Source organism: Streptomyces sp. NPDC045026, from assembly GCF_056432625.1.
The window spans coordinates 210,188-235,344 of sequence record NZ_JBWKIS010000012.1 but is presented as its reverse complement, the minus strand read 5'-3'; the positions used below and the strand labels follow the sequence as shown (position 1 = coordinate 235,344).

Sequence of the window (25,157 nt, the reverse complement as noted above, 5' to 3'; positions counted from 1 at the left end):
ATGTCCCGTGACAGTGCCGCTCCGGCACCCGGGGGGCCGGGAATCCGCTCGGGGCGGCCTGTGGGACCGAACGCCAGGCGTGGCTCGGTGCTGCGCCGGGTCCTCGACGGCGGTCTGCTGCTCCAGGGCGGGATGAACGGCAGCCCCGTGCTGCGCCTGTTCACGCGCTGGGTGCGGCGGCCGCTGCTGCCCGCCATGCGCCTGTGGCGGCGCAACATCCAGCTCAAAATCGTCGTCACGACGCTGCTGATGTCGCTCGGTGTCGTACTGCTGCTCGGCATCGTCGTCATCGGCTCCGTGCGCAACGGCCTGCTCGACGCCAAGGTGAAGGCGTCGCAGAGCCAGGCCGAGGGAGGCTTCCGGGCCGCCAAGGACAAGGCCGATACGGCCGCGGCCGGGGCGCGCGACGGGGCGACGACGGACAGTCGCGCCCCCCTGAACACGAACAACTGGATGAGTGAGCTGGTCACCCAGCTCTCCTCCGGTGGCCAGAGCGCCTTCGACGTGGTGACGCTCAGCCCGGCAGGGGCCGACAGCGGCGACGCGGTACGCGGACCGCGGGCCTCCGGCGGCGTCCTCGACCCCAGCGTCCCCGACGACCTGCGCGAGCGGGTCGAGAAGATGACGGGCGCGTCCCAGGAGTACACGCGCATCGTCTACGAGGACGGCAAGGACTCCCAGCCGGGCCTCGTCATCGGCAAACAGCTGACCGACCCGAAGGGCCACGCCTACCAGCTGTACTACCTCTTCCCGCTCACGCAGGAGGAGAAGTCGCTCGGCCTGGTCAAGGGGACGCTCGCCACCGCCGGGCTGTTCGTGGTGGTGCTGCTCGGCGCCATCGCCTGGCTGGTCGTACGGCAGGTCGTCACACCCGTACGGATGGCGGCCGGCGTCGCCGAGAGGCTGTCCGCGGGGCGCCTCCAGGAACGTATGAAGGTCACCGGCGAGGACGACATCGCCCGGCTCGGCGAGGCCTTCAACAAGATGGCGCAGAACCTGCATACGAAGATCCAGCAGCTGGAGGACCTCTCGCGGATGCAGCGGCGCTTCGTGTCCGACGTGTCACACGAGCTGCGGACGCCGCTGACGACGGTGCGCATGGCCGCCGACGTGATCCACGACGCGCGCGTGGACTTCGATCCGGTGACGGCGCGGTCGGCGGAGCTGCTCGCCGACCAGCTGGACCGGTTCGAATCGCTGCTCTCGGATCTGCTCGAGATCAGCCGGTTCGACGCGGGCGCGGCTGCGCTGGAGGCGGAGCCGATAGACCTGCGGGAGGTCGTACGCCGAGTGGTGGGCGGCGCAGCACCGCTCGCCGAGCACAAGGGCACGCATGTGCGGATCGTCGGCGACCAGCAACCGGTCGTCGCCGAGGCGGACGCGCGGCGCCTGGAGCGCGTCCTGCGCAACCTCGTGGTCAACGCCGTCGAGCACGGCGAGGGCAAGGACGTGGTGGTGCGGCTCGCCGCGGCCGGCGGCGCCGTCGCCATCGCCGTACGCGACTACGGCGTCGGTCTGAAGCCCGGCGAGGCGACCCGCGTCTTCAGCCGCTTCTGGCGCGCGGACCCGGCACGCGCGCGTACCACCGGAGGCACGGGCCTCGGCCTGTCCATCGCCCTCGAGGACGCCCGGCTGCACGGCGGCTGGCTCCAGGCGTGGGGCGAGCCCGGCGGCGGCTCACAGTTCCGGCTGACCCTGCCGCGCACGGCGGACGAACCCCTGCGCGGGTCACCGATACCCCTGGAACCGGAGGACTCGCGGCGCAACCGCGGCCTGAGCGAGGCAGGGCTTCCGCTCGGCGGGGGCACCGGCAAGCCGGCGACGGTTCCGGCGCAGACGACGGGCGCACCCCGCGTACCTTCGCCCGTACCGGCGAAGGAACCGGCCGCGTCCCGGTACGCGGTCGATCCCGCGGCGCTGCCCGGGAGCGGCTCGCGGGTCGTGGCCCGCGCCGACGCCGCCACGCCGGCGGCACGCAGTCACGACGCCGGGGTTCCGGAAGGACCCCGGGACGAGCAGGCCGGACCGGCCGAGGGGGCCGCCGGCGGGAACGGCGAGGGAAGTGGGGGCGGACGTGCGCGGTGAGCGGGGGCGGCCACCGTTGGCCGGACGGCGGCGCGGGCTGCGTACAGGTGTGCTGCTCGGCTGCGGCGCCCTGGTGCTCAGCGGCTGTGCGTCCATGCCGGACAACGGCGGACTCCAGGCCGTGGAGGCGTCCCAGCGGCCCGACTCGCAGGTGCGTGTCTTCGCGATGCCGCCCCGCGAGAACGCCGGGCCCGTCAGCATCGTCGAGGGCTTCCTCGAGGCGCTGACCAGCGACGATCCGCAGTACACGATGGCGCGCAAGTACCTCACGGAGAAGGCCGCCAAGGGCTGGCACCCGGAGGAACGCACCACCGTCCTCACAGACGGCCCGAGCACGGGTCCCGCGAGCAGGCCGAGCGCCGGCGAAGAGGGACGTACGTTCAGACTGAGCGGCCATCAGGTCGCGTTCGTGGACCAGCAGCAGGCGTACCGGCCCGACGGCACCTCGTACAGCAAGACGCTGCACCTCGTGCAGGAGGACGGCCCCAAGGGCAAGCAGTGGCGTATCGACGGACTGCCGCAGGGCGTTGTCCTCGGGCAGTCCGACTTCCAGCGCATCTACCAGCCCGTCAACAAGTATTACTACGCGCTGGATGAGGAGACCTCAGGTGGGGACACCGGCTCCGGATCGGGTTCGGGTTCGGGTTCGAGCAGCCGTCAGAAGAGGCTGGTCGCCGACCCCGTGTATGTGCGTCAGTGGATAGACCCCCTCACACAGACGGTGCGGGCCCTTCTTTCGGGACCCACCCACTGGCTGAACCCGGTCGTGACCACGACGTTCCCCTCCGACACGCGGCTGCGCAAGGGCGTGAAGTCCCTCGCGCCCGACGACGAGAACAATCTGAAGGTCCCGCTGAACGCGAAGGCCGACCACGTCGGGCAGGCCCGCTGCAAGGAGATGGCCGCCCAACTCCTTTTCTCCCTGCGGGATGTGACGTCGGCGAACGTGTCGCAGATCGAGCTCGAGCGGTCGAACGGCTCGCAGCTGTGCGTCCTCAGCGAGAGCGGCGCCGAGGCCCTCGTCACGCCGCGCACCTCCGGGCCCTCCGACGACCAGTACTTCCTGGACGACAAGGGACGGCTCGTCCAGATGTCGGGCGCCTCCCGCACCACGAAGGACCCGGAACGGGTGCCTGGGCCGCTCGGCGACGGTGAACAGCGCATGCGCTCGGTCGCCGTCTCGCGCGACGAGACGCAGGCCGCGGCGGTGTCGAACAACGGGAGCGCCCTGTTCGTCGGGTCCTTCGTCTCAGGTGCCTCGCTCGGCGACCCGGTCGTACGCAGTGGCGCGAAGTCCGAGAAGGACCGGCTGACGACGCCCAGTTGGGACGGACTCGGCGACCTGTGGGTCGCCGACCGCGACCCGAAGAAGCCACGGCTGCTGATGTTCGGCCGGGGCATGGCGGACGAGATCCACGAAGTCGACGTCTCCGGCCTCGACGGCGGGCGGATCGAGGCCGTGAAGGTGTCGGCCGACGGGGTACGGATCGCGCTGCTCGTAGCGGAGAACGGAAGGACCACGCTGCGGATCGGGCGGGTCGAACGCGACGCCGGACCGGACGGGAAATCGGCCGTCTCGGTCGACGAACTGCGCGCCGCCGCACCCCAGATGGAGGAGGTCACGGCCATGTCCTGGGCCGGCGGAAGCCGCCTCGTGGTGGTCGGACGCGAGTCCGGGGGCGTCCAGCAGCTGAGTTACGTCCAGTGCGACGGCTCTGCGCCGACGGGGCAGGCGCTGCCCGGCCTGACCGGCGTGAAGGAGATCGCGGCGTCCGAGGACGACCGCCTGCCACTGGTCGCCCACTCGGACGACGGGATCGTCCGGCTGCCGCCGGGCCTGCCGTGGCAGACGGTGCTCAAGGATGGGACAGCGCCGGTCTATCCCGGGTAGGGGAACTGAGCGGTGTGGCGGTCGGGCAGGGGGAGTTGAGGGGTGTGACGGTCGGTCAAGGGGCTGAGGGTGTGACGGCCGGGTAGGAGGAGTTGAGGGGTGTGGCGGCCATGACGTGTGCCGTTGCCCCTCCCGCCGGACGGAGTTGAGCCCTCCGATTGCAACGGAGTGTGTCCTTCCGGGAGTTGTCCACAGGGGGTATCCACAGGGGTGGCCGCAAGGCGCCCCTGTTGGCACAGTGGTGGACATGCGGGGGTGGTTGCAGGACCTCGGAGATCTTGTGCTGCCGGCCGAGTGCGGAGGCTGCGGTCGGCCGCGTACTGCGCTCTGCGCGCGCTGCGGGGACGCCCTGTGCGGCGGTGCGCCGGGCCGGGTGCGGCCGAGTCCTGAACCGCGCGGGCTGCCCGTGGTGCACGCGGCCGCTCCGTACCGGGACGCGGTGCGGGCGGTGCTGCTCGCGCACAAGGAGCGGGGGGCGTTGGGGCTCGCGGAGCCCCTGGGCGTGGCCCTCGCGGGGGCGGTGCGGGCGGGACCGAGCGGGGCGGGGGATGGGGGAGGGGCAGGGGGTGGGGGCCCCGTAGTCCTAGTCCCCGTTCCCTCCGCCCGGAAGGCTGTTCGGGCTAGGGGGCATGATCCCGCGCGGCGGATCGCGTATGCCGCTGCGGCTGAGCTGCGTCGGGCGGGGGTGCCCGCCAGGGTGCTGGCCGCGTTGCGCCAGCGGCGGGTCGTCGCCGACCAGGCCGGGCTCAACTCGCGGCGGCGTCTGGCCAATCTCGCCGGTGCTCTGGAGGTGCCCGCGGGAGCGCGTGGGCTGCTCGCCGCGAGTGGCCGGATCGTGCTGGTCGACGACGTCATGACCACGGGCGCCTCATTGGCGGAGGCGGCCCGTGCAATTCGTGCCGCAGTGGCCGGGGCGGCTCTGGGCGAGAGTGATGGGATCACGCCGGGATGGGTGGAAACTGCACGGGAATTGCCCCCGCGCAACTTGATCAGTGCGGCCGTGGTCGCCTCCTCTCCGGGTTCTTTCGAAATAAACCGGAACTGAGCGTAAACCTGCGTCGTTGCAGGTAGCGAGAGGGTCATTTCACCTGAATGGAGGTACGCGTCAGTAGAGGGTGACGCCATCCGTCCGGGCGAGATATGTTCGGTTGTGAGGAATGGTTGACGCCGTCCTCAGCAATCAGGAATGCCGGTGTCGTGGGCGCCGCAGGTTTTTTCGGCAATCACCCGCGATGATGGGGTGTAGATCTTGTCCATGGGGGAGGAGGAGGTGGAAGTCGCCGAGTCAGAGACTCCGGAAGTGGCCGGAGTCTGGTGCAACAGGGAGATGCTCCGCCGATGGAGCGGGGCGATCCGGGAACGGAGTTCTGCGTGGACATCGTCGTCAAGGGCCGCAAGACCGAGGTGCCCGAGCGGTTCCGCAAGCACGTGGCCGAGAAGCTGAAGCTGGAGAAGATCCAGAAGTTCGACGGCAAGGTGATCAGCCTCGACGTGGAGGTGTCCAAGGAGCCCAACCCCCGACAGGCCGACCGCTGCGACCGCGTAGAGATCACACTCCGCACGCGCGGCCCGGTCATCAGGGCGGAGGCCGCGGCCAGCGACCCGTATGCGGCGCTCGACCTGGCAACGGACAAGCTCGAGGCGCGCCTGCGCAAGGAACACAGCAAGCGGTCCACCCGCCGCGGCAGCGGCAGGCTCACGGCCGCGGAAGTCCCCGATGTCGTCCGCACGGCGACTCTGAACGGGGACGGCTCGGTCGTCGACAACGAGGAGCCCGGCGGAGTGCCGACCACGAGGATCGGCTCCCTCGAGGTCCAGGGCGAAGGCCCGCTCATCGTTCGCGAGAAGACGCACGTAGCTGCGCCCATGTCGCTCGACCAGGCGCTCTACGAGATGGAGCTGGTCGGGCACGACTTCTACCTCTTCGTCGACTCCGAGACCAAGGAGCCCAGCGTCGTCTACCGGCGCCACGCCTACGACTACGGCGTGATCCACCTCAACACCGACCCGATGGTCACTCAGGCGCAGTCGTCCGAAGCGGGCGGGGCGCTGGGCGGCTGAGGCCGGCGGCACCACGCCGCTGAGCCCGCGGGAGACAGCCGTGAAGGGTGCCCCTGGGAGCGCGTGCGCCCCCAGGGGCACCCTCGTGCGACCCCCCTGCGCCCGGCTCTGTCACCGCACCGACGTCAAGGCATGAAATCATGGCCGTGCCGGGTCAACCGGTGTGCCGCTGCCCCGGGTTGGCGTGGCACAGGAAGACGGGCCATGGCCTTCAGGGGGAGGAACGATGGCGGACAGCTTCGGACCGATGCGGGACGACGGCGCCGTTACGGCGGACGACGGTGTCCAGGGCATGGGCCCGGACGAGAGCGCACCGCGCAAGGAGCCGATCAGGGTCCTTGTGGTGGACGACCATGCGCTGTTCCGGCGTGGGCTTGAGATCGTTCTCGCGGCCGAGGAGGACATCCAGGTCGTCGGCGAGGCGGGTGACGGCGCCGAGGCCGTGGACAAGGCGGCCGACCTGCTGCCTGACATCGTCCTGATGGATGTGCGGATGCCCAAGCGCGGCGGGATCGAGGCGTGCACCTCCATCAAGGAGGTGGCCCCCAGCGCCAAGATCATCATGCTGACCATCAGTGACGAGGAAGCTGATCTCTACGACGCGATCAAGGCGGGCGCGACGGGCTATCTGCTCAAGGAGATCTCCACGGACGAGGTGGCGACGGCCATTCGCGCCGTGGCCGACGGGCAGTCGCAGATCAGCCCCTCGATGGCGTCGAAGCTCCTCACCGAATTCAAGTCGATGATCCAGCGCACGGACGAGCGGCGCCTCGTCCCGGCGCCGCGGCTGACCGACCGCGAGCTGGAAGTCCTGAAGCTGGTCGCCACGGGCATGAACAACCGCGACATCGCGAAGGAACTGTTCATCTCCGAGAACACGGTGAAGAACCATGTGCGCAACATCCTGGAGAAGCTGCAGCTGCACTCCAGGATGGAGGCCGTGGTGTACGCGATGCGGGAGAAGATCCTCGAGATCAGGTGAGGGCCATCGCGTGAGAGCGGTCAGCCGAGGGCGGTGACCAGGGCAGGCTTGAGGTCCGGCGTGTCGACGCGCTCGATCCGGACCGTGTCGCAGCCCACCCACTCCGCGGCCTCGCGCAGCGCCTGCGCCACGGCCGGGACCGCCTTCGGGCCGTCCAGGGAGACCTGCTTGGCGACCAGGGTGCTCCCGTCGCGCGCGGGGTCGACGCGGCCCACCAGGTGGCCGCCCGCGAGGACCGGCATCGCGAAGTAGCCGTGCACCCGCTTCGGCTTGGGGACGTACGCCTCCAGGCGGTGCGTGACGCCGAAGATCCGCTCCGTGCGGGCCCGCTCCCAGATCAGGGAGTCGAAGGGCGAGAGCAGCGTCGTACGGTGGCGGCCGCGCGGGACGGTCTCCAGCGCCGCCGGGTCCGCCCAGGCCGGCTTCCCCCAGCCCTCTACGGTGACCGGAACCAGGCCCGCGTCCTCGGCCACCGCGTCGAACTGCTCGTTCTTCAGGCGGTGGTAGTCCGCGATGTCGGAGCGCGTGCCTACGCCGAGGGCCTGTCCGGCCAGGCGTACCAGGCGGCGCAGGCACTCCCGGTCGTCCAGGTCGTCATGGAGCAGCTCGGCCGGGACGGCGCGCTCGGCGAGGTCGTACACCCGCTTCCAGCTGCGGCGCCGTGTGCAGACCACCTCGCCGTACATCAGGGCGCGCTCCACGGCGACCTTCGCCGCGGACCAGTCCCACCACTCGCCCTTGTTCTTGGCGCCGCCCAACTCCGTTGCCGTGAGCGGGCCTTCGGTGCGCAGCTGCTTGATGACCTGCTCGTAGGCGCCGTCGGGCAGGTCGTGGTGCCAGTGCGGGCGGGTGCGGTAGGCGCGGCGGCGGAACGCGAAGTGCGGCCATTCCTCGACGGGCAGGATGCACGCGGCGTGCGACCAGTATTCGAAGGCGTGCGGCGCGCCTGCCGTGCCCGGGGTCCAGTACGCGTCCTCGACCGTTCTGCGGCCGACAGCGCCCAGGCGTGCGTACGGGATGAGTTCGTGCGAGCGGGCCAGCACCGAGATGGTGTCGAGCTGGACCGCTCCGAGGTGACGGAGCACGCCGCGGACCCCGGCCCTGCGGTCCGGCGCGCCGAGGAAACCCTGGGCCCGCAGCGCGATGCGGCGGGCCTCGTCGGCGGAGAGTTCGGCGGCGGGTCGCGGCGAGGTCGTCATGCTCCGAAACGATAGGACGCGGCACTGACAGTCGTGCCCGGACCGCGAAGCGGTGGCCGTCAGGCCGGTAGCCGTCAGGTTGGCGGCTGCCAGGCCGGTAGCCGTCAGGTCGATGGCTGTCAGGCGGGGCAAGTAGGTCCTCAGGCCGGCACTGGAAGACCTCAGACCGGCCAGGTAAGGCCTCAGGCCGGTGCCGGGAGGTAGGGCAGCACGGGCGGGATGTCGAGGTCCGAGGGGAGGAGCGAGGCGACCCAGCAGTCGCGCAGCACGCCCTTGTTGGGCAGGCCCGCCCGCATGACGCCTTCGAGGGTGAAGCCGGCCTTCTCGGCGACGGTGCGTGAGCCGGCGTTGCCCACCTCGGCGCGCCACTCCAGGCGTGTACAGGCGAGTTCGGTGAAGGCCCAGCGGGCCAGGGTGAGGACCGTCTCGGTCATGTAGCCGCGACCGCGGTACTCCTTGGCGGTCCAGAAGCCGACCTCCCAGGCGCCCGCGCGCGGGTGGTGCAGGCTCGCGGCGGCGACCACGGGGCCGTCCTCCTGGAGCCGCACGGCGAAGGTGTACTCCGTGTCGGCGCGCCAGCCGTCCGGGACCATGCGGCCGACGAAGTGCTCGGCGTCCACGCGTGCGTAGGGCGATGGGACCGTGGTCCAGCGCTGGATGTCGGGGTCCTGGGCCGCGAGATACACCTCGTCGGTGTCCTCGGCGGTGAACGTGCGCAGCTGCAGGCGGTCGGTGGTGAGTACGACGGGTTCCATCGGCTGATTCTGCTGGGAGGGCGACAATGACGCCAGCAGAATTCGCGGAGTGAGGGCGCTGTTACCTTTCGCAGTCGGGGTGTACAGCTTCGTGCGGCACCTTGAGCGGTCCTCGTGCGTTGTCCTTGTGGCTGTGGTTACGGCAGACCTCCCGGTGCGCCGGGGTCCTCGCATACGATGGCCGTTGCTTTATACCGTCACACCCGACCGTGCCAGGCCCGACCGGCAAGGAGACCAACCCCCGTGTCCGTCCTCTCGAAGATCATGCGTGCAGGCGAAGGTAAGATCCTGCGCAAGCTGCACCGCATCGCGGACCAGGTCAACTCCATCGAAGAGGATTTCGTCAGCCTCTCCGACGCCGAGCTGCGGGCCCTCACCGACGAGTACAAGGAGAGGTTCGCCGACGGCGAGAGCCTCGACGACCTGCTCCCCGAGGCCTTCGCCACCGTCCGCGAGGCGGCCAGGCGCGTGCTCGGCCAGCGTCCCTACGATGTGCAGCTGATGGGCGGCGCCGCCCTCCACCTCGGCTACGTGGCCGAGATGAAGACCGGTGAGGGCAAGACCCTCGTCGGCACGCTCCCGACGTACTTGAACGCGCTGTCCGGCAAGGGCGTCCACCTGATCACGGTGAACGACTACCTGGCCGAGCGCGACTCCGAGATGATGGGCCGCGTTCACAAGTTCCTCGGCCTGGACGTGGGCTGCATCCTGGCGAACATGACGCCGGCGCAGCGCCGCGAGCAGTACGCCTGCGACATCACGTACGGCACGAACAACGAGTTCGGCTTCGACTACCTCCGCGACAACATGGCGTGGTCCCAGGACGAGCTCGTCCAGCGCGGCCACAACTTCGCGGTGGTCGACGAGGTCGACTCGATCCTCGTCGACGAGGCCCGTACGCCGCTGATCATCTCCGGCCCCGCCGACCAGGCCACGAAGTGGTACGGCGACTTCGCGAAGCTGGTCACCCGCCTGAAGAAGGGCGAGGCCGGTAACCCGCTGAAGGGCATCGAGGAGACCGGCGACTACGAGGTCGACGAGAAGAAGCGCACCGTCGCCATCCACGAGCCCGGCGTCGCCAAGGTCGAGGACTGGCTGGGCATCGACAACCTCTACGAGTCGGTGAACACCCCGCTCGTCGGTTACCTGAACAACGCCATCAAGGCGAAGGAACTGTTCAAGAAGGACAAGGACTACGTCGTCATCGACGGCGAAGTCATGATCGTCGACGAGCACACCGGCCGTATCCTCGCCGGCCGCCGTTACAACGAGGGCATGCACCAGGCGATCGAGGCGAAGGAAGGGGTGGACATCAAGGACGAGAACCAGACGCTCGCCACGATCACCCTGCAGAACTTCTTCCGTCTCTACGACAAGCTCTCCGGCATGACCGGTACGGCCATGACCGAGGCGGCCGAGTTCCACCAGATCTACAAGCTGGGCGTCGTCCCGATCCCGACGAACAAGCCGATGGTCCGCAAGGACCAGGCCGACCTGATCTACCGCACCGAGGTCGCGAAGTTCGACGCGGTCGTCGACGACATCGCCGAGAAGCACGAGCACGGCCAGCCGATCCTCGTCGGTACGACCTCCGTCGAGAAGTCCGAGTACCTCTCGCAGCAGCTGTCCAAGCGCGGTGTGCAGCACGAGGTGCTGAACGCGAAGCAGCACGACCGTGAGGCGACGATCGTCGCTCAGGCCGGCCGTAAGGGCGCCGTCACGGTCGCCACGAACATGGCGGGTCGAGGCACCGACATCAAGCTCGGCGGCAACCCGGACGACCTCGCCGAGGCGGAGCTGCGTCAGCGCGGCCTCGACCCGGTCGAGCACGTCGAGGAGTGGGCGGCCGCGCTGCCGGCCGCTCTGGAGCGGGCCGAGCTGGCGGTGAAGGCCGAGTTCGAGGAGGTCAAGGAGCTCGGCGGGCTCTACGTCCTCGGCACGGAGCGGCACGAGTCGCGCCGTATCGACAACCAGCTGCGCGGCCGTTCCGGCCGTCAGGGAGACCCGGGCGAGTCCCGCTTCTACCTGTCGCTCGGTGACGATCTGATGCGCCTGTTCAAGGCTCAGATGGTCGAGCGCGTCATGTCGATGGCGAACGTCCCGGACGATGTGCCGATCGAGAACAAGATGGTCACGCGCGCCATCGCGTCGGCGCAGTCGCAGGTCGAGCAGCAGAACTTCGAGACCCGGAAGAACGTCCTCAAGTACGACGAGGTCCTCAACCGGCAGCGTGAGGTCATCTACGGCGAGCGGCGCCGGGTCCTGGAGGGCGAGGACCTGCACGAGCAGATCCAGCACTTCATGGACGACACGATCGACGAGTACATCGGCGCCGAGACCGCCGAGGGCTTCGCCGAGGAGTGGGACCTGGACCGGCTGTGGGGCGCCTTCAAGCAGCTCTACCCGGTGAAGGTTACCGTCGACGAGCTGGAGGAGGCCGCGGGTGACCGCGCGGGTCTGACGGCCGAGTTCATCGGCGAGTCCGTGAAGGACGACATCCACGCGCAGTACGCGACGCGTGAGGAGCAGCTCGGCTCCGAGATCATGCGTGAGCTGGAGCGCCGCGTGGTCCTCTCCGTCCTGGACCGCAAGTGGCGTGAGCACCTCTACGAGATGGACTATCTCCAGGAGGGCATCGGCCTGCGCGCCATGGCGCAGAAGGACCCGCTGGTCGAGTACCAGCGCGAGGGCTTCGACATGTTCACCGCCATGATGGAGGGCATCAAGGAGGAGTCCGTCGGCTACCTGTTCAACCTGGAGGTCCAGGTCGAGCAGCAGGTTGAGGAGGTCCCGGTGCAGGACGCGGTGCCGTCCCTCGACAAGCAGGACGCGGTGCCGGCCGGTGTCGGCCGTCCCGAGATCCGCGCCAAGGGTCTCGACGCCCCGCAGCGTCCGGACCGCCTGCACTTCCAGGCGCCGAACGCCGAGGGCGGCGTGGACGAGATCGACTACGTGACGGAGGACGGCCCGGCGCGCTCCGAGGCCGACGGCCTCACGCGCGCGGAGCGTCGTAAGCAGCAGAAGGGCGGGCGTCGCCGCAAGAAGTAGTGCGCGGCGCGCTCTGACAGAGCGTGAGTGAAGGGGCCGGACATCATCGGGTGTCCGGCCTCTTCGTGTCCGGCCTCTTCGTGTCCGGCCTCTTCGTGTCAGGCTCCTTTGTGTCCGGCCCCTTCCGTCGTGCCGGGCGTCAGCCGGTCCTGTCGGGCTTCACCGGTCCTGTGGCGCGTCACCGGTCCTGTCGGGCGTCACCGACCGGTCTCGTCGGCGTCACCGGTCCTGTCGTGTGAGCGCGGGGCTGCCGCCCATTTCGAGGGCCGTGCAGAGCCAGCGGTGGTCGTCGCCCTGGTGTAGGCGGAAGGCGAGGGCGTGCAGCCGGGGGCCCGCGCTGATCCGGGCGAAGACTTCGTAGACGCCGGGTTGGGGCTGGTAGTGGCCGATGCCGCGGACGACGGGCTGCCGTCCCCGGTCGCTGAGGGGCTGGTTCTCGGCGAGCCGGATCAGGGCGTCGTAGAGGGATCCGGCGAAGTGGCGGGACGCCCAGTGGACGGGGCGCTGGCCGCTGAGCATCAGCAGGAGGCGCTCGGTGAACAGCTCGGCGGGGTGCGGTGGCAGCTGGGGCGGGACGCGCACGGGCCGTGCGCCGGGGCGCCTCGTGTCGTGCCTGCCGGGCGGGCGGCCGCCGGGCGGGCGGGTCGTCCTGGGGCGGCGCCGCGGCTGGTCCATCACCTTGCGCAGCGGCGGCTCATGGGCGGTGGGCTCGTGCATGTCTGGGTCCCCGTTCGGCTTCCGACCGATGGATACCGGTCGGTAACTTCGCTTGGGGATCTTGTACGTGGGCCGCGGCGCCGGCCACAAGTCCGACGGGGCCCGGCGAGTGGGCTCGGAAAGATCACCTATCCGGGTGGCGGGACCGCGGACGAGGCGTGTGCGGACAGGGCTCGGCAGGGTGACGGAGCGGTCCGGTGTGGACGTCTGGACAGGGGGTGACCGGCACCCCGAAGGGGGACTCCCGCACGTATCCTGAAGGCCCTCTCGCCGACGAAAGTGGCCAGCCATGCGCGTGTACGTCCCCCTGTCCCTGCCCCGTCTCGCCGAGGCGCACAAGGCGGGCGAACTGGGACCCGGACCGCTCACCGCGTACGCCGTGACGCCCGCGCTGCGCGAGTGGTACGTCTCCGACGACATCGAGGAGCTGGAGTACGCGGCCCTCAACCGCGCGGCCGTGGCGTCGCTGCGGCTGATCGCCGGGGAGCCGGACGCGCCCCGCAAGCGGGTCGTGGTCGCGCTCGACGTGCCGGACGGCGCCGCCGTGGCCGACCCGGACCGCGGGCTCGACCCGGGAGCGCTCGGCGAGGTGCGGATCGCGGACGCGGTCCCGCTGGCCAAGGCGGCGGCGGTGCACGTCGACTCGGCCGACGCCGAGAAGGACGTGACGGCGGCGGCCGCGGTGCTCGGGGCGGCGGACCAGGGCGACGACGACGCGCAGTTCGTCGTCGACGGCGCCGAGGACCACGAGCTCCTCTGGTTCGCGACGCAGGAGATCCCGAACCTGCTGGGCCTGAGCGGCTGACCTGCGCGAACGCACGATTGTCGGTCCCTGCGGGTACGTTCTTGGCATGGGGAAGCATGCAGCCGGAGCACACATCGTCTGGGACTGGAACGGGACGTTGTTCCACGACAACGACGCCGTCATCAGCGCGACGAACGCCGCCTTCGAGGAGATCGGACTCGAGCCGATCACCCTGGAGCGGTACAGAGAGCTGTACTGCGTGCCGATTCCCCGCTTCTACCAGCGGCTGATGGGGCGGCTGCCCACCGAGGCCGAGTGGGAGCGCATGGACGTCGCCTTCCAGCGGCACTACACGCTCCACCGCACCGCCTGCGGGCTCGCCGACGGCGCGGAGCTGCTGCTGGCCGGCTGGGGCTCCGCGGGCCGCAGCCAGTCGATCCTCAGCATGTACGGGCATGACGAACTCGTCCCGCTGGTACGGGAGTTCGGCATCGAGTCGCACTTCCTGCGGATCGACGGGCGCACCGGCCCCTCCGGCGGCAGCAAGGCCGAGTACATGGTCCGCCACCTCGGCGCGCTGGCCGGTTCGGGCGTGGCGCCGGGGCGCACGGTGGTCATCGGGGACGCGGCCGACGACGCGGTGGCGGCCCTGCGCGCGGGCGCCCAGGCCGTGCTCTACACCGGCGGATCGCACAGCAGAGCCAGCCTCGAAGGCGTGGGGGCGCCGATCGTGGACAGCCTCGCCGAGGCGGTGGGGCTGGCGGAACGCCTGGCGGAGTGAGCGAATGCGCTCACGCTCCACTGCCGGCTACGCACGCTGTGGTGGGGTCGTCGACGAACCGGAAGGCGCATATCCGGGCGAGCGGGGCGGGGGCGCGGCACCATGGGATTCGGCTTCGAGTGGAGGCGCGGGGGACAACTCCCGGCCGACGTCACGACATTCGCCGGCCGGGCGGATGAACTGGCGCAGGTGCGGGGGCGTTCGGGCAGGCGCGGCTCGTCACACTCGTGGGCCCCCGGCGGGGTCGGCTGGAGCCGTACGGCGCTGCGCGCCGCGGCCGGGCTCGGGGAGCAATTCCCCGACGGCATCTGGCTGGTGGAGCTCTCCGCGCTGCGCGACCCCGAGCTGATCCCGGCGACACTCGCCGCGGTTCTCGAACTGCCCGAGCAGGCGGTGGAGCACATCCTGGCCAAGCTGGGGGTTGCGTCCCGCACGGAGATCGCGGCGGTCGCGGGAAAGCCGTAGCCCGCACCCCAGTCCCGGCCCCTCTCCGACCAGTACCGGCGCCGCCGGTAGGTATACCGATCAAGGTCCGGGCGCCGAAATGCGTATACGGCTCCGCGCCGATACCGATGCCCGGGGCCTCCTCCGCACGTCAGGCTGGGGGTGTGCCGTTCCCCGGGTGGTCGGGCGCGGCGGAGCGCCGGGCGGCAATCTGGTCAACTCCCTCGGCTGTCGTGGCAGCGGGGCTCCGTCGTGCGGCCCAGGAGCGCCATGCGTGGTGGCTGCCCTCGTCGGCGGGGCAGCCGCCCATCATCGCCTCAGGTCACCGGCGCCTTCGCCCGCAGCACCGTGAGGAACTCCCGCATCCACCCCGAGTGGTCCGGCCAGGCACGGGACGACACCAGCGTCCCGTCGACCACCACTTCCGCGTCGCGGAAGGCGGCGCCCGCCGCCTGCATGTCGGGCTCCAGCGCCGGATAGGCCGTGACGTTGCGCCCGCGCAGCCCGTCGACCGCCGCCGTGAGCAGCGGACCGTGGCAGATCTGGGCCACGGGCTTGTCGGCGTCGAAAAAAGACTTCAGGATCTTGCGCAGTTCCGGGTCGTTGCGCAGATACTCGGGGGCGCGGCCGCCCGGGATCACGACAGCGACGTACTGTTCCGGCTCGACCTCGGCGAACGCGAGATCGGCGGGCCAGGTGTAGCCGGGCTTCTCCGTGTACGTGTCGAACCCCGGCTCGAAGTCGTGGACGACGAACTGCAGCTTCTTGCGCTCCGGGGCCGCGATGTGGACGTCGTAGCCCTCCTCGCGCAGGCGCTGATAGGGGTACAGGACTTCCAGTGACTCGGCGGCGTCGCCGGTCACCAGGAGGATCTTGGGTGCCATGGCTGTGCGCTCCCCTCGGAGCCTTCGGACCGGGGTGTCTCTCCCTCAACGTGGACCCGGCCGGACGGTTAGGCAACCCCCCGAGGCATCCATCCGTGTCGCTGTCCCTGTGCAGAGTGTCAAAGTTCGACTGCTGTATTTGTACACATACGGCTCATGACGACTCCCGGGGGAGGGGAGATAGCCTTGTCCCGTGATCAGCGCGATATCTCGCGGGGGCATCGTCGCCCCCTGCCCGCGCCGGGAGCACACGGAGATCTACATCCGTGCCCGGTGCTCCGCTGACCATTCCCTCCGGGACGGAACATGGATGCCGTCCGGACTCCGGGCAGGAAATACGCCAAAAATGGCGGATAACCGCCCGCTCATCTCTCATCCCGGCATACCGTCGACATCGACCGGAGACCCCGCGTCGTGGCGTTGTGCCGCATCACTTTCTTCAACGTCACGCAACGGCGCGCGACAGGAGCCAGAGGACAATGCAGACCAAGCTGGACGAAGCCAAGGCCGAGCTGCTCGCACGGGCCGCCCGGGTAGCTGAGAACAGCCCGGCTGGGGGCCAACTCCCGGCCGGGACGAATGGCGAGGGGGCTCCGGACCAGGAGTCCGTGCTCGCGTTCCTCCAGCGCTACTACCTGCACACCGCTCCCGAGGACCTGGCCGACCGTGACCCGGTCGACGTCTTCGGAGCAGCCGTCTCCCACTACCGGCTCGCGGAGGTCCGCCCGCAGGGCACCGCGAACGTCAGAGTCCACACGCCGACCGTCGAGGAGAACGGCTGGACCTGCAGCCACTCCGTCGTCGAGGTCGTCACCGACGACATGCCGTTCCTGGTCGACTCGGTCACCAACGAGCTGTCCCGCCAGGGCCGCGGCATCCACGTCGTGATCCACCCGCAGGTCACCGTGCGCCGCGACCTGACCGGCAAGCTCCTGGAGGTCCTGCCCGCAGGCACCGCCGCCGACGGCCACGACACGCTCACCGAGTCGTGGATCCACGTGGAGACCGACCGGGAGACCGGCCGCGCCGACCTGAAGCAGATCACCTCCGACCTGCTGCGTGTCCTGTCCGACGTCCGTGAGGCCGTCGAGGACTGGGAGAAGATGCGGGACTCGGCGCTGCGCATCGCCGACGACCTGCCCAGCGAGCCCACCGCCGACGACCTGCGCACCCAGGACGTCGAGGAGGCCCGGGAGCTGCTGCGCTGGCTGTCCGCCGACCACTTCACGTTCCTCGGCTATCGCGAGTACGAGCTGCGCGAGGACGACTCGCTGTCGGCGGTCCCCGGCACCGGACTCGGCATCCTGCGCTCCGACCCGCAGCACGGCGGCGACGACCACCACCCGGTGAGCCCGTCCTTCAGCCGGCTGCCCGCCGACGCGCGCGCCAAGGCCCGCGAGCACAAGATCCTCGTGCTGACCAAGGCCAACAGCCGCGCCACCGTGCACCGCCCGTCGTACCTCGACTACGTCGGCGTGAAGAAGTTCGACGCCGAGGGCAACGTCATCGGCGAGCGCCGCTTCCTCGGCCTCTTCTCGAGCGCCGCGTACACGGAGAGCGTCCGGCGTGTCCCGGTCGTGCGCCGCAAGGTGCAGGAAGTGCTGCGGGGCGCCGGATTCTCGCCCAACAGCCACGACGGCCGCGACCTGCTCCAGATCCTGGAGACGTACCCGCGCGACGAGCTGTTCCAGACCCCGGCCGACGAGCTGCGCGCCATCGTCACCAGCGTCCTCTACCTCCAGGAGCGCCGCCGGCTGCGGCTCTACCTGCGCCAGGACGAGTACGGCCGCTACTACTCGGCCCTCGTCTACCTGCCGCGCGACCGCTACACCACCGGTGTCCGGCTGCGGATCATCGACATCCTCAAGGAAGAGCTCAACGGCACCAGCGTCGACTTCACGGCCTGGAACACCGAGTCGATCCTGTCCCGGCTGCACTTCGTCATCCGCGTCGAGCCGGGCACCGAGCTGCCCGTGCTGACCGAGGCCGACACCGAGCGCATCGAGGCGCGGCTCGTCGACGCCGCCCGCTCCTGGGCCGACGGCTTCGGCGAGGCGCTGAACGCGGAGTGCGGCGAGGAGCGCGCGGCCGAGCTGGGCCGCCGCTACTCCGGCGCCTTCCCCGAGGGCTACAAGGCCGACCACTCGCCGCGCGCGGCGGTCGCCGACCTGGTCCACCTCGAGGCGCTCAAGCGCGGCGAGACGGACTTCGCGCTCTCGCTGTACGAGCCGGTGGGCGCGGCCCCCGGCGAGCGCCGCTTCAAGATCTACCGCACCGGTGCCCCGGTCTCCCTGTCGTCCGTCCTGCCGGTCCTCAACCGGCTCGGCGTCGAGGTCATCGACGAGCGCCCCTACGAGCTGCGCTGCTCGGACCGCACCACCGCGTGGATCTACGACTTCGGTCTGCGCCTGCCGAAGTCGCCGGGCGGCAACGGCGACTACCTCGGTGACGACGGCCGCGAGCGCTTCCAGGAGGCCTTCACGGCGACCTGGACCGGTGCCGCCGAGAACGACGGCTTCAACTCCCTCGTCCTGAGCGCCGGTCTGAACTGGCGGCAGGCGATGGTGCTGCGCGCGTACGCCAAGTACCTGCGCCAGGCCGGTGCGACGTTCAGCCAGGACTACATGGAGGACACCCTCCGTAACAACGTCCACACCACCCGCCTCCTGGTGAGCCTCTTCGAGGCGCGCATGTCGCCGGAGCGCCAGCGGGCCGGGACCGAGCTGATCGACGGGCTCCTGGAGGAGCTCGACGGCGCGCTCGACCAGGTCGCGAGCCTGGACGAGGACCGGATCCTGCGGTCCTTCCTGACCGTCATCAAGGCGACGCTGCGGACGAACTTCTTCCAGAAGTCCGACGACGGCAAGCCGCACGCGTACGTCTCCATGAAGTTCGACCCGCAGGCCATCCCCGACCTGCCGGCGCCGCGCCCCGCCTACGAGATCTGGGTGTACTCGCCGCGTGTCGAGGGCGTGCACCTGCGCTTCGGCAAGGTCGCGCGCGGTGGTCTGCGCTGGTCCGACCGGCGCGAGGACTTCCGTACCGAGGTCCTCGGCCTGGTCAAGGCGCAGATGGTGAAGAACACCGTCATCGTGCCGGTCGGCGCCAAGGGCGGCTTCGTCGCGAAGAACCTGCCGGACCCCGGCGTCGACCGTGACGCGTGGCTGGCCGAGGGTGTCGCGTCGTACAAGACCTTCATCTCGGCGCTGCTCGACATCACCGACAACCTGGTGGCCGGCGAGGTCGTGCCCCCGGCGGACGTCGTGCGGCACGACGAGGACGACACGTACCTCGTGGTCGCGGCCGACAAGGGCACGGCGACGTTCTCCGACATCGCCAACGCGGTCGCCGAGTCGTACAACTTCTGGCTCGGTGACGCCTTCGCGTCCGGCGGTTCGGCGGGCTACGACCACAAGGGCATGGGCATCACCGCCCGCGGCGCCTGGGAGTCCGTGAAGCGGCACTTCCGGGAGCTGGGCACCGACACCCAGACCGAGGACTTCACGGTCGTCGGCGTCGGCGACATGTCCGGTGACGTGTTCGGCAACGGCATGCTGCTGTCCGAGCACATCCGCCTGGTCGCCGCGTTCGACCACCGGCACATCTTCATCGACCCGCGGCCCGACGCGGCCACCTCGTACGCCGAGCGCCGCCGGCTGTTCGACCTGCCGCGCTCCTCGTGGGCCGACTACAACAAGGAGCTGATCTCCGCGGGCGGCGGGATCTTCCCGCGCTCCGCCAAGGCGATCCAGCTCAACGCGCACATCCGCGAGGCTCTCGGCATCGAGTCGGGCGCCGCGAAGATGACGCCGGCCGACCTGATGAAGGCGATCCTGCACGCCCCGGTCGACCTGTTGTGGAACGGCGGCATCGGCACGTACGTGAAGTCGTCCGCCGAGTCGAACGCGGACGTCGGCGACAAGGCCAACGACGCGATCCGCGTGAACGGCCAGGACGTGCGGGCCAAGGTGATCGGCGAGGGCGGCAACCTCGGCGCGACCCAGCTCGGCCGTATCGAGTTCGCGCGCAGCGGCGGCAAGGTCAACACCGACGCCATCGACAACAGCGCGGGCGTGGACACCTCCGACCACGAGGTGAACATCAAGATCCTGCTCAACACGCTCGTCACCGACGGCGACATGACCGTCAAGCAGCGCAACAAGCTGCTCGCCGAGATGACCGACGAGGTCGGCGCGCTGGTGCTGCGCAACAACTACGCGCAGAACACGGCCCTGGCCAACGCGGGCGCCCAGGCGCCCGACCTGCTCCACGCCCACCAGCGCTTCATGCGCCGGCTGGTGCGCGACGGGAACCTCGACCGGGCCCTGGAGTTCCTGCCCGCAGACCGGCAGATCAAGGAACTGCTGAACTCCGGTCGCGGGCTCAGCCAGCCCGAGCTGGCCGTCCTCCTCGCGTACACGAAGATCACGGCCGCGCACGAGCTGATCCAGACGTCGCTGCCGGACGACCCGTACCTGCGGACGCTCCTGCACGCCTACTTCCCGCAGGCGCTGCGCGAGCGGTTCTCCGAAGCGGTCGACGGGCACGCGCTGCGCCGCGAGATCATCACCACGGTGCTGGTCAACGACACGGTGAACACCGGCGGTTCGACGTTCCTGCACCGGCTGCGCGAGGAGACCGGGGCGTCGCTGGAGGAGATTGTGCGGGCGCAGCTCGCCGCGCGGGAGATCTTCGGCCTCGGCGAGGTCTGGGACGCGGTCGAGTCGCTCGACAATGTCGTCGCCGCGGACGTCCAGACCCGGATCAGGCTGCACTCGCGCCGCCTGGTCGAGCGCGGTACGCGCTGGCTGCTCAACAACCGGCCGCAGCCGCTCCAGCTCGCCGAGACCATCGACTTCTTCCGCGAGGGCGTCGCCGAGGTGTGGTCGGCCATGCCGAAGATGCTGCGCGGCGCGGACGCCGAGTGGTACCAGTCGATCCTGGACGAGCTGACCGCCACGGGCGTGCCGGAGGAGCTGGCCCAGCGGGTCGCCGGGTTCTCCTCGGCCTTCCCGACGCTCGACATCGTGGCGATCGCCGACCGCACCGGCAAGGACCCCCTGGCCGTCGCCGAGGTGTACTACGACCTCGCGGACCGGCTGTCCATCACCCAGCTGATGGACCGGATCATCGAGCTGCCGCGGGCCGACCGCTGGCAGTCGATGGCCCGTGCCTCGATCCGCGAGGACCTGTACGCGGCGCACGCGGCTCTGACGGCCGATGTGCTGTCCGTCGGGAACGGCGTGTCGACGCCGGAGCAGCGTTTCGACGCGTGGCAGGAGAAGAACGCGCCGATCCTGGGCCGGGCGAGGGCGACCCTGGAGGAGATCCAGGGCTCGGACGCCTTCGACCTGGCGAACCTGTCGGTCGCGATGCGCACGATGAGGACGCTGCTGCGCACGCACTCGTAGGGTCCGCGTCATCGAACGGGGGCGCCCCGCACCGGAACTCCGGTGCGGGGCGCCCCCGTTTCACCGCCCGGACTCTTTCCGTTCTCTTCCCTTTCTCCGGTCGGCCTCTTGACCGGGTCTGGCCTGATGGACCGCGCGCCCAATCGGTTGTTCCTTCAGGCGCGTCGGCTCCACGAGGTTCGTCATGAGCCGTCAATTCGGGCATTACGTCTAAAGTGGACCTGATTGTCAGATCGGCGGCACGGAGCGGAGAGGTCGGGAAGGGTCCATGACGGAAGCGATTCTGCTGGTCGGCGGGCTGGGCACCCGGCTGCGGCCGCTCACGGTCAACACCCCCAAGCCCATGGTGCCCGCGGCCGGAGTCCCCTTCCTGGCCCATCAGATCGCGCGGCTCGCCGCCGCGGGCGTGCGCCACATCGTCCTCGCCACCTGCTACCTCGCCGACGTCTTCGAGCCGTACTTCGGCGACGGATCGGCGTTCGGGGTCCACCTCGAGTACGCCGTCGAGTACGAGCCGCTGGGGACCGCAGGCGCGATCCGGCACGCGGCAGTCCGCCTGATCTCCGCTCCCGAGGAACCCGTCCTCGTCTGCAACGGCGACATCCTCACCGGCCTCGACATCCGCGCCCTCATCGACCGGCACCGCGAGCGCGAAGCCGACGTCACCCTCCACCTCGCCCGCGTCGACGACCCCCGGCCCTTCGGGCTCGTCCCGACCGACGCCGACGGCAGCGTGCTGGCCTTCACCGAGAAGCCGCAGACGCCCGAGGAGATCGTCACGGACCAGATCAACGCGGGCTCCTACGTGTTCCGCAGGTCCGTCATCGACACCATCCCCGCCTGGCGGACCGTCTCCGTCGAGCGCGAGACGTTCCCCGACCTGCTCGCCGCGGGCGCCTATGTGCACGGCCTGGTCGAGGACTCCTACTGGCTCGACCTCGGCCGGCCCGAAGCCTTCGTGCAGGCCTCCGCCGACCTCGTGCGCGGGGTCATCCACTCACCCGCCGTGCCCGGTGTGCGCGGCGACTCCCTCGTACTGCCCGGCGCCAAGGTCGCCGCCGACGCCTGGCTCGCCGACGGGACCGTCGTCGGGGCGGGCGCTCGGGTAGGTTCAGGGGCCGTCGTCCACGGTTCCGTGCTGCACGAGGGCGTGACCGTGGGCGCCGGTGCCTATGTCAGGAAGAGCCTGGTTGGCGCCGGTGCGCGGATCGGGCGGCGCTCCGTCCTGCACGGCAGCGTCATCGGTGACGGCGCCTGGGTCGGCGCCCACAACGAACTGCGGAACGGAACCCGGGTGTGGTGCGGCGCCGTACTGCCCGACCGGGCCGTCCGCTTCTCCTCGCTCGCCGGAGAAGGGCTGACCGAACAGTGAACGCGAACTCCCCCGACCTCGGGGCCACCCCTGCCGCCGCCAGGCCACTGCCCGACGACTGGGCCCGCACCCCCCTCACCGTCGTCATGCCGACGTACAACGAGGCGGGCAGTCTGCCCGGCATGGCCGACGCCCTCATGGCGCTCCCGCTCCCGGGCCTGCGCCTCCTCGTCGTCGACGACTCCAGCCCCGACGGCACCGGCGACATCGCCGAGCAGTACGCCGAACGGCACGGGCACGACCGGATGAGCGTCCTGCACCGCGCCGGGAAGGAGGGCCTCGGCCGGGCGTACGCGGCCGGCATGGCGCGGGCCGTCGCCGACGGCGCGCGCTACGTCCTCCAGATGGACGCCGACGGCAGCCACCCCGCCGACAAGGTCCCCGCCCTCCTCGGCACCGCCCTGGCCACCGGCGCCGGCGTCACCATCGGAAGCCGCTACGTCCAGGGCGGCACGCTGTCCGAGGCGTGGGGCGTGCACCGCAGGCTCCTGTCCCGCTGGGCCAACGCCTACGCGGGCACCATCCTCGGCACCCGCGTCCGCGACATCACCGGCGGCTTCAACCTGTGGCGCGAGGACGCCCTGCGCGCCATCGACCTGGCGTCCGTGGACAGCGCGGGCTACAGCTTCCAGGTCGAGATGAAGTTCCGCGCGGTGCGCCGCGGCTTCGGCGTCATGGAGGTCCCGATCCACTTCGAGGACCGCACGGTCGGCGAGTCCAAGATGAACCTGATGGTGCAGCTCGAATCGGTCGGCATGCCGTGGAAGTTGCGGGCGAGGGCGCGCCGATGACGGTCCAGACCGCGGCGCGTGAGGCGCCGCCCGTCGTCGTTCCCGTCCGGGCGCGCGTGCGCCGCCTGTCCATGGAGGTCGCCAAGTTCGGTGTCGTCGGCGGCAGCGGCGTCGCCGTCAACTTCCTCGTCTTCAACCTCCTGCTGCACGGCATCGGCCGGGCCCCCATGACCGCGACGGTCCTGGCCAGCTGCGTCGCCATGGCCACCAACTACCTGGGCTTCCGCTTCTTCGCCTACCGGGACCGCGCCTCGCGCACCCGCCGCCAGATCGCGCTGTTCTTCGGCTTCAGCGCGCTCGGTGTCCTCATGGAGAGCGTCCTGTTCTACGCCGGATACAACGGCGCCTCGATGACCGGACCCCTCGCGTCGAACGTCGCCAAGGCGCTGTCCATCGTCCTGGCCTCGGCGTTCCGCTTCCTCGTCTACCGGACGTGGGTCTTCCAGCACGATGCGCGCCGCGAGTAGCGCGGCCCTCAGGGCCGCCGCCCCGCTGGTCCTCCTGCTGCTCCTCGCCCTGCTCGTGGCGGTCGCGATCCGGCTGCCCTGGGCGGGCGACCTGGGCATCCACGCGGCCACCGTCGAGCGCCTGCGCCACGATCTCCTCGACCCGGGCAACCCGCTGGTCGACGAGAAGACACCGAGCCCGTACTACTCGCCGTGGACGGTGTTCCTCGGCGTCCTCGCCGACGTCACCGGCCTCGGCACCTTCACCGTCCTGCGCATCGCCGCGCTGATCTCGCTGGCTCTGCTCGTGACCGGCGTGTGGCGGTTCACCGGCACCTTCACCGGCACGTCCCTGGGCCGCACCCGGCGCACGGCGGTCACCGTGCTCGTCCTCCTGTGCCTGCTCCTCCTGTGGGGCACGAGCCCGTTCAACTGGAGCGGGTTCCTCGGCCTCAACTCCCTTGCCCTGACCGTCTCCTACCCCAGCACGTTCGCGCTCGGGGTGTCGTTCCACTTCTGGGCGCTGCTGCGCGGGGCGCTCGCACGCGGCTCGGGCCTGCCCGCGTTCCTCGCCCTCGGCCTGCTCTGGTCCGTGATCCTGCTGAGCCATCAGTTCACCGGCGTCGTCGCGTCGTTCGGCGCCCTGGCGATGATGGCCGGGGCGCGGCCCTGGCCCGCACGCGCGGTGTGGACACGGCTCGCGGCCGGGCTCGCCCTCGGCGCGGTGGTGCTCGCCGCGTGGCCGTACTACTCGTTCTTCTCGCTCTTCCAGGCGCAGGGCCTGGAGGAGATCCACCGCGCCCTGTACGGGAATCTGCTCGGCCGGTACTGGCTCCTGCTGCCCGGCGTGTTCGCCCTCGCCCTGCGCCTGCGCAGGGATCGCCGCGATCCGCTGGTGGTCTTCTTCGCGCTCGGGGTGCTGATGTTCGCGGCGGGCGGGGTGAGCGGCCACTACTCGTGGGGCAGGGTCCTGCCGGCCGCCGTGATCCCCACGCAGGTCGCGGCGGGCCTCGAAGTGTTCGGGCAGGGGCGCAGGGCGGTACGTACGGCGTTCGGGGCGGTGCTCGGCGCGGCGCTCCTCGCGGGAGCGTGGACCCAGTCGGGCGTGCTCGGCTACGTCCTGCCGCGCGAGTTCCTGCCCCCGCCGATCGCCGACCGCTACCACCCGCCGTGGCGCGGCTACCAGTGGGTGACGCCCTGGGCGAAGTACGGGGACGTGGTCCTCGCCACGATGTTCCCGGCGCGGCAGATCCCCGGGTACGGGCCCTACACCGTCGCCCCCGGCTACCCGGACTTCTTCCTGCCCGACGAGGACGCCCGCGCCCGTGCCGTGGACAGCTACTTCGCACCCGGCACCACGCGGGCTCAGCGCCTCGACGTCCTGCGCCGCTACGAGGTGCGCTGGATCGTGAGCCACCGCGACGACGCCGGCCTCGCCGCCACCGACCCGGCACTGCACAAGGTCACGACGGGCCCGGGAGGCCAGACCCTGTACGAGGTCGTCGGCGACCGGGGCTAGGGCCTCTCGTTCGGATCAGGCCGGGC

18 protein-coding genes are annotated in these 25,157 nt (G+C 70.5%); 14 read left to right on the top strand and 4 right to left on the bottom strand.

All coding sequences use genetic code 11. From position 1 onward, the window contains the following. From mtrB to AC07EJ_RS25650, 5 genes are all read left to right on the top strand, one after another. Positions 1–2,085: an MtrAB system histidine kinase MtrB gene (gene mtrB / locus AC07EJ_RS25670; protein WP_393582237.1), complete on the top strand. Its 2,085-nt coding sequence runs from the start codon at positions 1–3 to the stop codon at positions 2,083–2,085. After that, the gene (locus tag AC07EJ_RS25665; RefSeq protein ID WP_478884996.1) at positions 2,063–3,976 is read left to right on the top strand and encodes an LpqB family beta-propeller domain-containing protein; all 1,914 of its coding nucleotides are present in this window, start codon (positions 2,063–2,065) and stop codon (positions 3,974–3,976) included. The genes mtrB and AC07EJ_RS25665 overlap by 23 nt, the downstream gene beginning before the upstream one ends. A gap of 247 nt (positions 3,977–4,223) precedes the next feature. Further along, positions 4,224–5,021 (top strand): ComF family protein, encoded by a 798-nt coding sequence (locus AC07EJ_RS25660; RefSeq protein ID WP_393582236.1) that lies wholly within the window; start codon positions 4,224–4,226, stop codon positions 5,019–5,021. Between the two features lie 326 nt (positions 5,022–5,347). Next, positions 5,348–6,037: a ribosome hibernation-promoting factor, HPF/YfiA family gene (gene hpf / locus AC07EJ_RS25655; RefSeq protein WP_389490799.1), complete on the top strand. Its 690-nt coding sequence runs from the start codon at positions 5,348–5,350 to the stop codon at positions 6,035–6,037. 226 nt (positions 6,038–6,263) lie between these two features. Then, on the top strand, positions 6,264–7,019 hold the full coding sequence (locus AC07EJ_RS25650; RefSeq protein WP_389490778.1) for a response regulator: 756 nt from the start codon (positions 6,264–6,266) through the stop codon (positions 7,017–7,019). Positions 7,020–7,039: 20 nt separating this feature from the next. On the opposite strand, the gene AC07EJ_RS25645 is transcribed toward AC07EJ_RS25650, so the two are convergent. Both AC07EJ_RS25645 and AC07EJ_RS25640 read right to left on the bottom strand, forming a co-directional pair. After that, positions 7,040–8,218 (bottom strand): winged helix-turn-helix domain-containing protein, encoded by a 1,179-nt coding sequence (locus AC07EJ_RS25645; RefSeq protein ID WP_478884995.1) that lies wholly within the window; start codon positions 8,216–8,218, stop codon positions 7,040–7,042. A gap of 182 nt (positions 8,219–8,400) precedes the next feature. Next, entirely contained in the window at positions 8,401–8,973 is a 573-nt protein-coding gene (locus tag AC07EJ_RS25640; RefSeq protein ID WP_389490773.1) for a GNAT family N-acetyltransferase, read from the bottom strand. Positions 8,974–9,216: 243 nt separating this feature from the next. Here AC07EJ_RS25640 and secA point away from each other — a divergent pair, with 243 nt between their 5' ends. Further along, entirely contained in the window at positions 9,217–12,021 is a 2,805-nt protein-coding gene (gene secA / locus AC07EJ_RS25635; protein ID WP_389490771.1) for a preprotein translocase subunit SecA, read from the top strand. A gap of 219 nt (positions 12,022–12,240) precedes the next feature. Here the strand turns inward: secA and AC07EJ_RS25630 are convergent, their stop codons facing one another. After that, positions 12,241–12,738 (bottom strand): Rv3235 family protein, encoded by a 498-nt coding sequence (locus tag AC07EJ_RS25630; protein WP_389490768.1) that lies wholly within the window; start codon positions 12,736–12,738, stop codon positions 12,241–12,243. 289 nt (positions 12,739–13,027) lie between these two features. On the opposite strand from AC07EJ_RS25630, the gene AC07EJ_RS25625 reads away from it, so the two are divergent. The 3 genes from AC07EJ_RS25625 (at position 13,028) to AC07EJ_RS25615 (ending at position 14,729) form a co-directional block, all read left to right on the top strand. Continuing rightward, on the top strand, positions 13,028–13,543 hold the full coding sequence (locus AC07EJ_RS25625; RefSeq protein WP_389490766.1) for a DUF6912 family protein: 516 nt from the start codon (positions 13,028–13,030) through the stop codon (positions 13,541–13,543). Positions 13,544–13,589: 46 nt separating this feature from the next. Continuing rightward, on the top strand, positions 13,590–14,264 hold the full coding sequence (locus tag AC07EJ_RS25620; RefSeq protein ID WP_389490763.1) for an HAD family hydrolase: 675 nt from the start codon (positions 13,590–13,592) through the stop codon (positions 14,262–14,264). A gap of 102 nt (positions 14,265–14,366) precedes the next feature. Continuing rightward, the gene (locus AC07EJ_RS25615; protein ID WP_478884994.1) at positions 14,367–14,729 is read left to right on the top strand and encodes a hypothetical protein; all 363 of its coding nucleotides are present in this window, start codon (positions 14,367–14,369) and stop codon (positions 14,727–14,729) included. Positions 14,730–15,025: 296 nt separating this feature from the next. Here the strand turns inward: AC07EJ_RS25615 and AC07EJ_RS25610 are convergent, their stop codons facing one another. Beyond that, a complete protein-coding gene (locus AC07EJ_RS25610; protein WP_116512662.1) occupies positions 15,026–15,592 on the bottom strand; it encodes a DJ-1/PfpI family protein in 567 nt (188 codons plus the stop codon). 479 nt (positions 15,593–16,071) lie between these two features. Between AC07EJ_RS25610 and AC07EJ_RS25605 the strand changes: the two genes are divergently transcribed. The 5 genes from AC07EJ_RS25605 to AC07EJ_RS25585 all read left to right on the top strand — a co-directional run bounded on the left by AC07EJ_RS25605 (position 16,072) and on the right by AC07EJ_RS25585 (position 25,131). Continuing rightward, on the top strand, positions 16,072–21,003 hold the full coding sequence (locus tag AC07EJ_RS25605; RefSeq protein ID WP_478884993.1) for an NAD-glutamate dehydrogenase: 4,932 nt from the start codon (positions 16,072–16,074) through the stop codon (positions 21,001–21,003). Positions 21,004–21,271: 268 nt separating this feature from the next. Beyond that, positions 21,272–22,375: a mannose-1-phosphate guanylyltransferase gene (manB, locus tag AC07EJ_RS25600; protein WP_478884992.1), complete on the top strand. Its 1,104-nt coding sequence runs from the start codon at positions 21,272–21,274 to the stop codon at positions 22,373–22,375. An 86-nt stretch (positions 22,376–22,461) separates the two neighbouring features. Next, positions 22,462–23,166, top strand: a complete 705-nt coding sequence (locus tag AC07EJ_RS25595; protein WP_389491497.1) for a polyprenol monophosphomannose synthase — start codon at positions 22,462–22,464, stop codon at positions 23,164–23,166. After that, entirely contained in the window at positions 23,163–23,633 is a 471-nt protein-coding gene (locus AC07EJ_RS25590) for a GtrA family protein (protein ID WP_389491464.1), read from the top strand. The genes AC07EJ_RS25595 and AC07EJ_RS25590 overlap by 4 nt, the downstream gene beginning before the upstream one ends. Continuing rightward, entirely contained in the window at positions 23,617–25,131 is a 1,515-nt protein-coding gene (locus tag AC07EJ_RS25585; RefSeq protein WP_478884991.1) for a hypothetical protein, read from the top strand. The genes AC07EJ_RS25590 and AC07EJ_RS25585 overlap by 17 nt, the downstream gene beginning before the upstream one ends. The last annotated feature ends 26 nt before the right edge of the window (positions 25,132–25,157 follow it).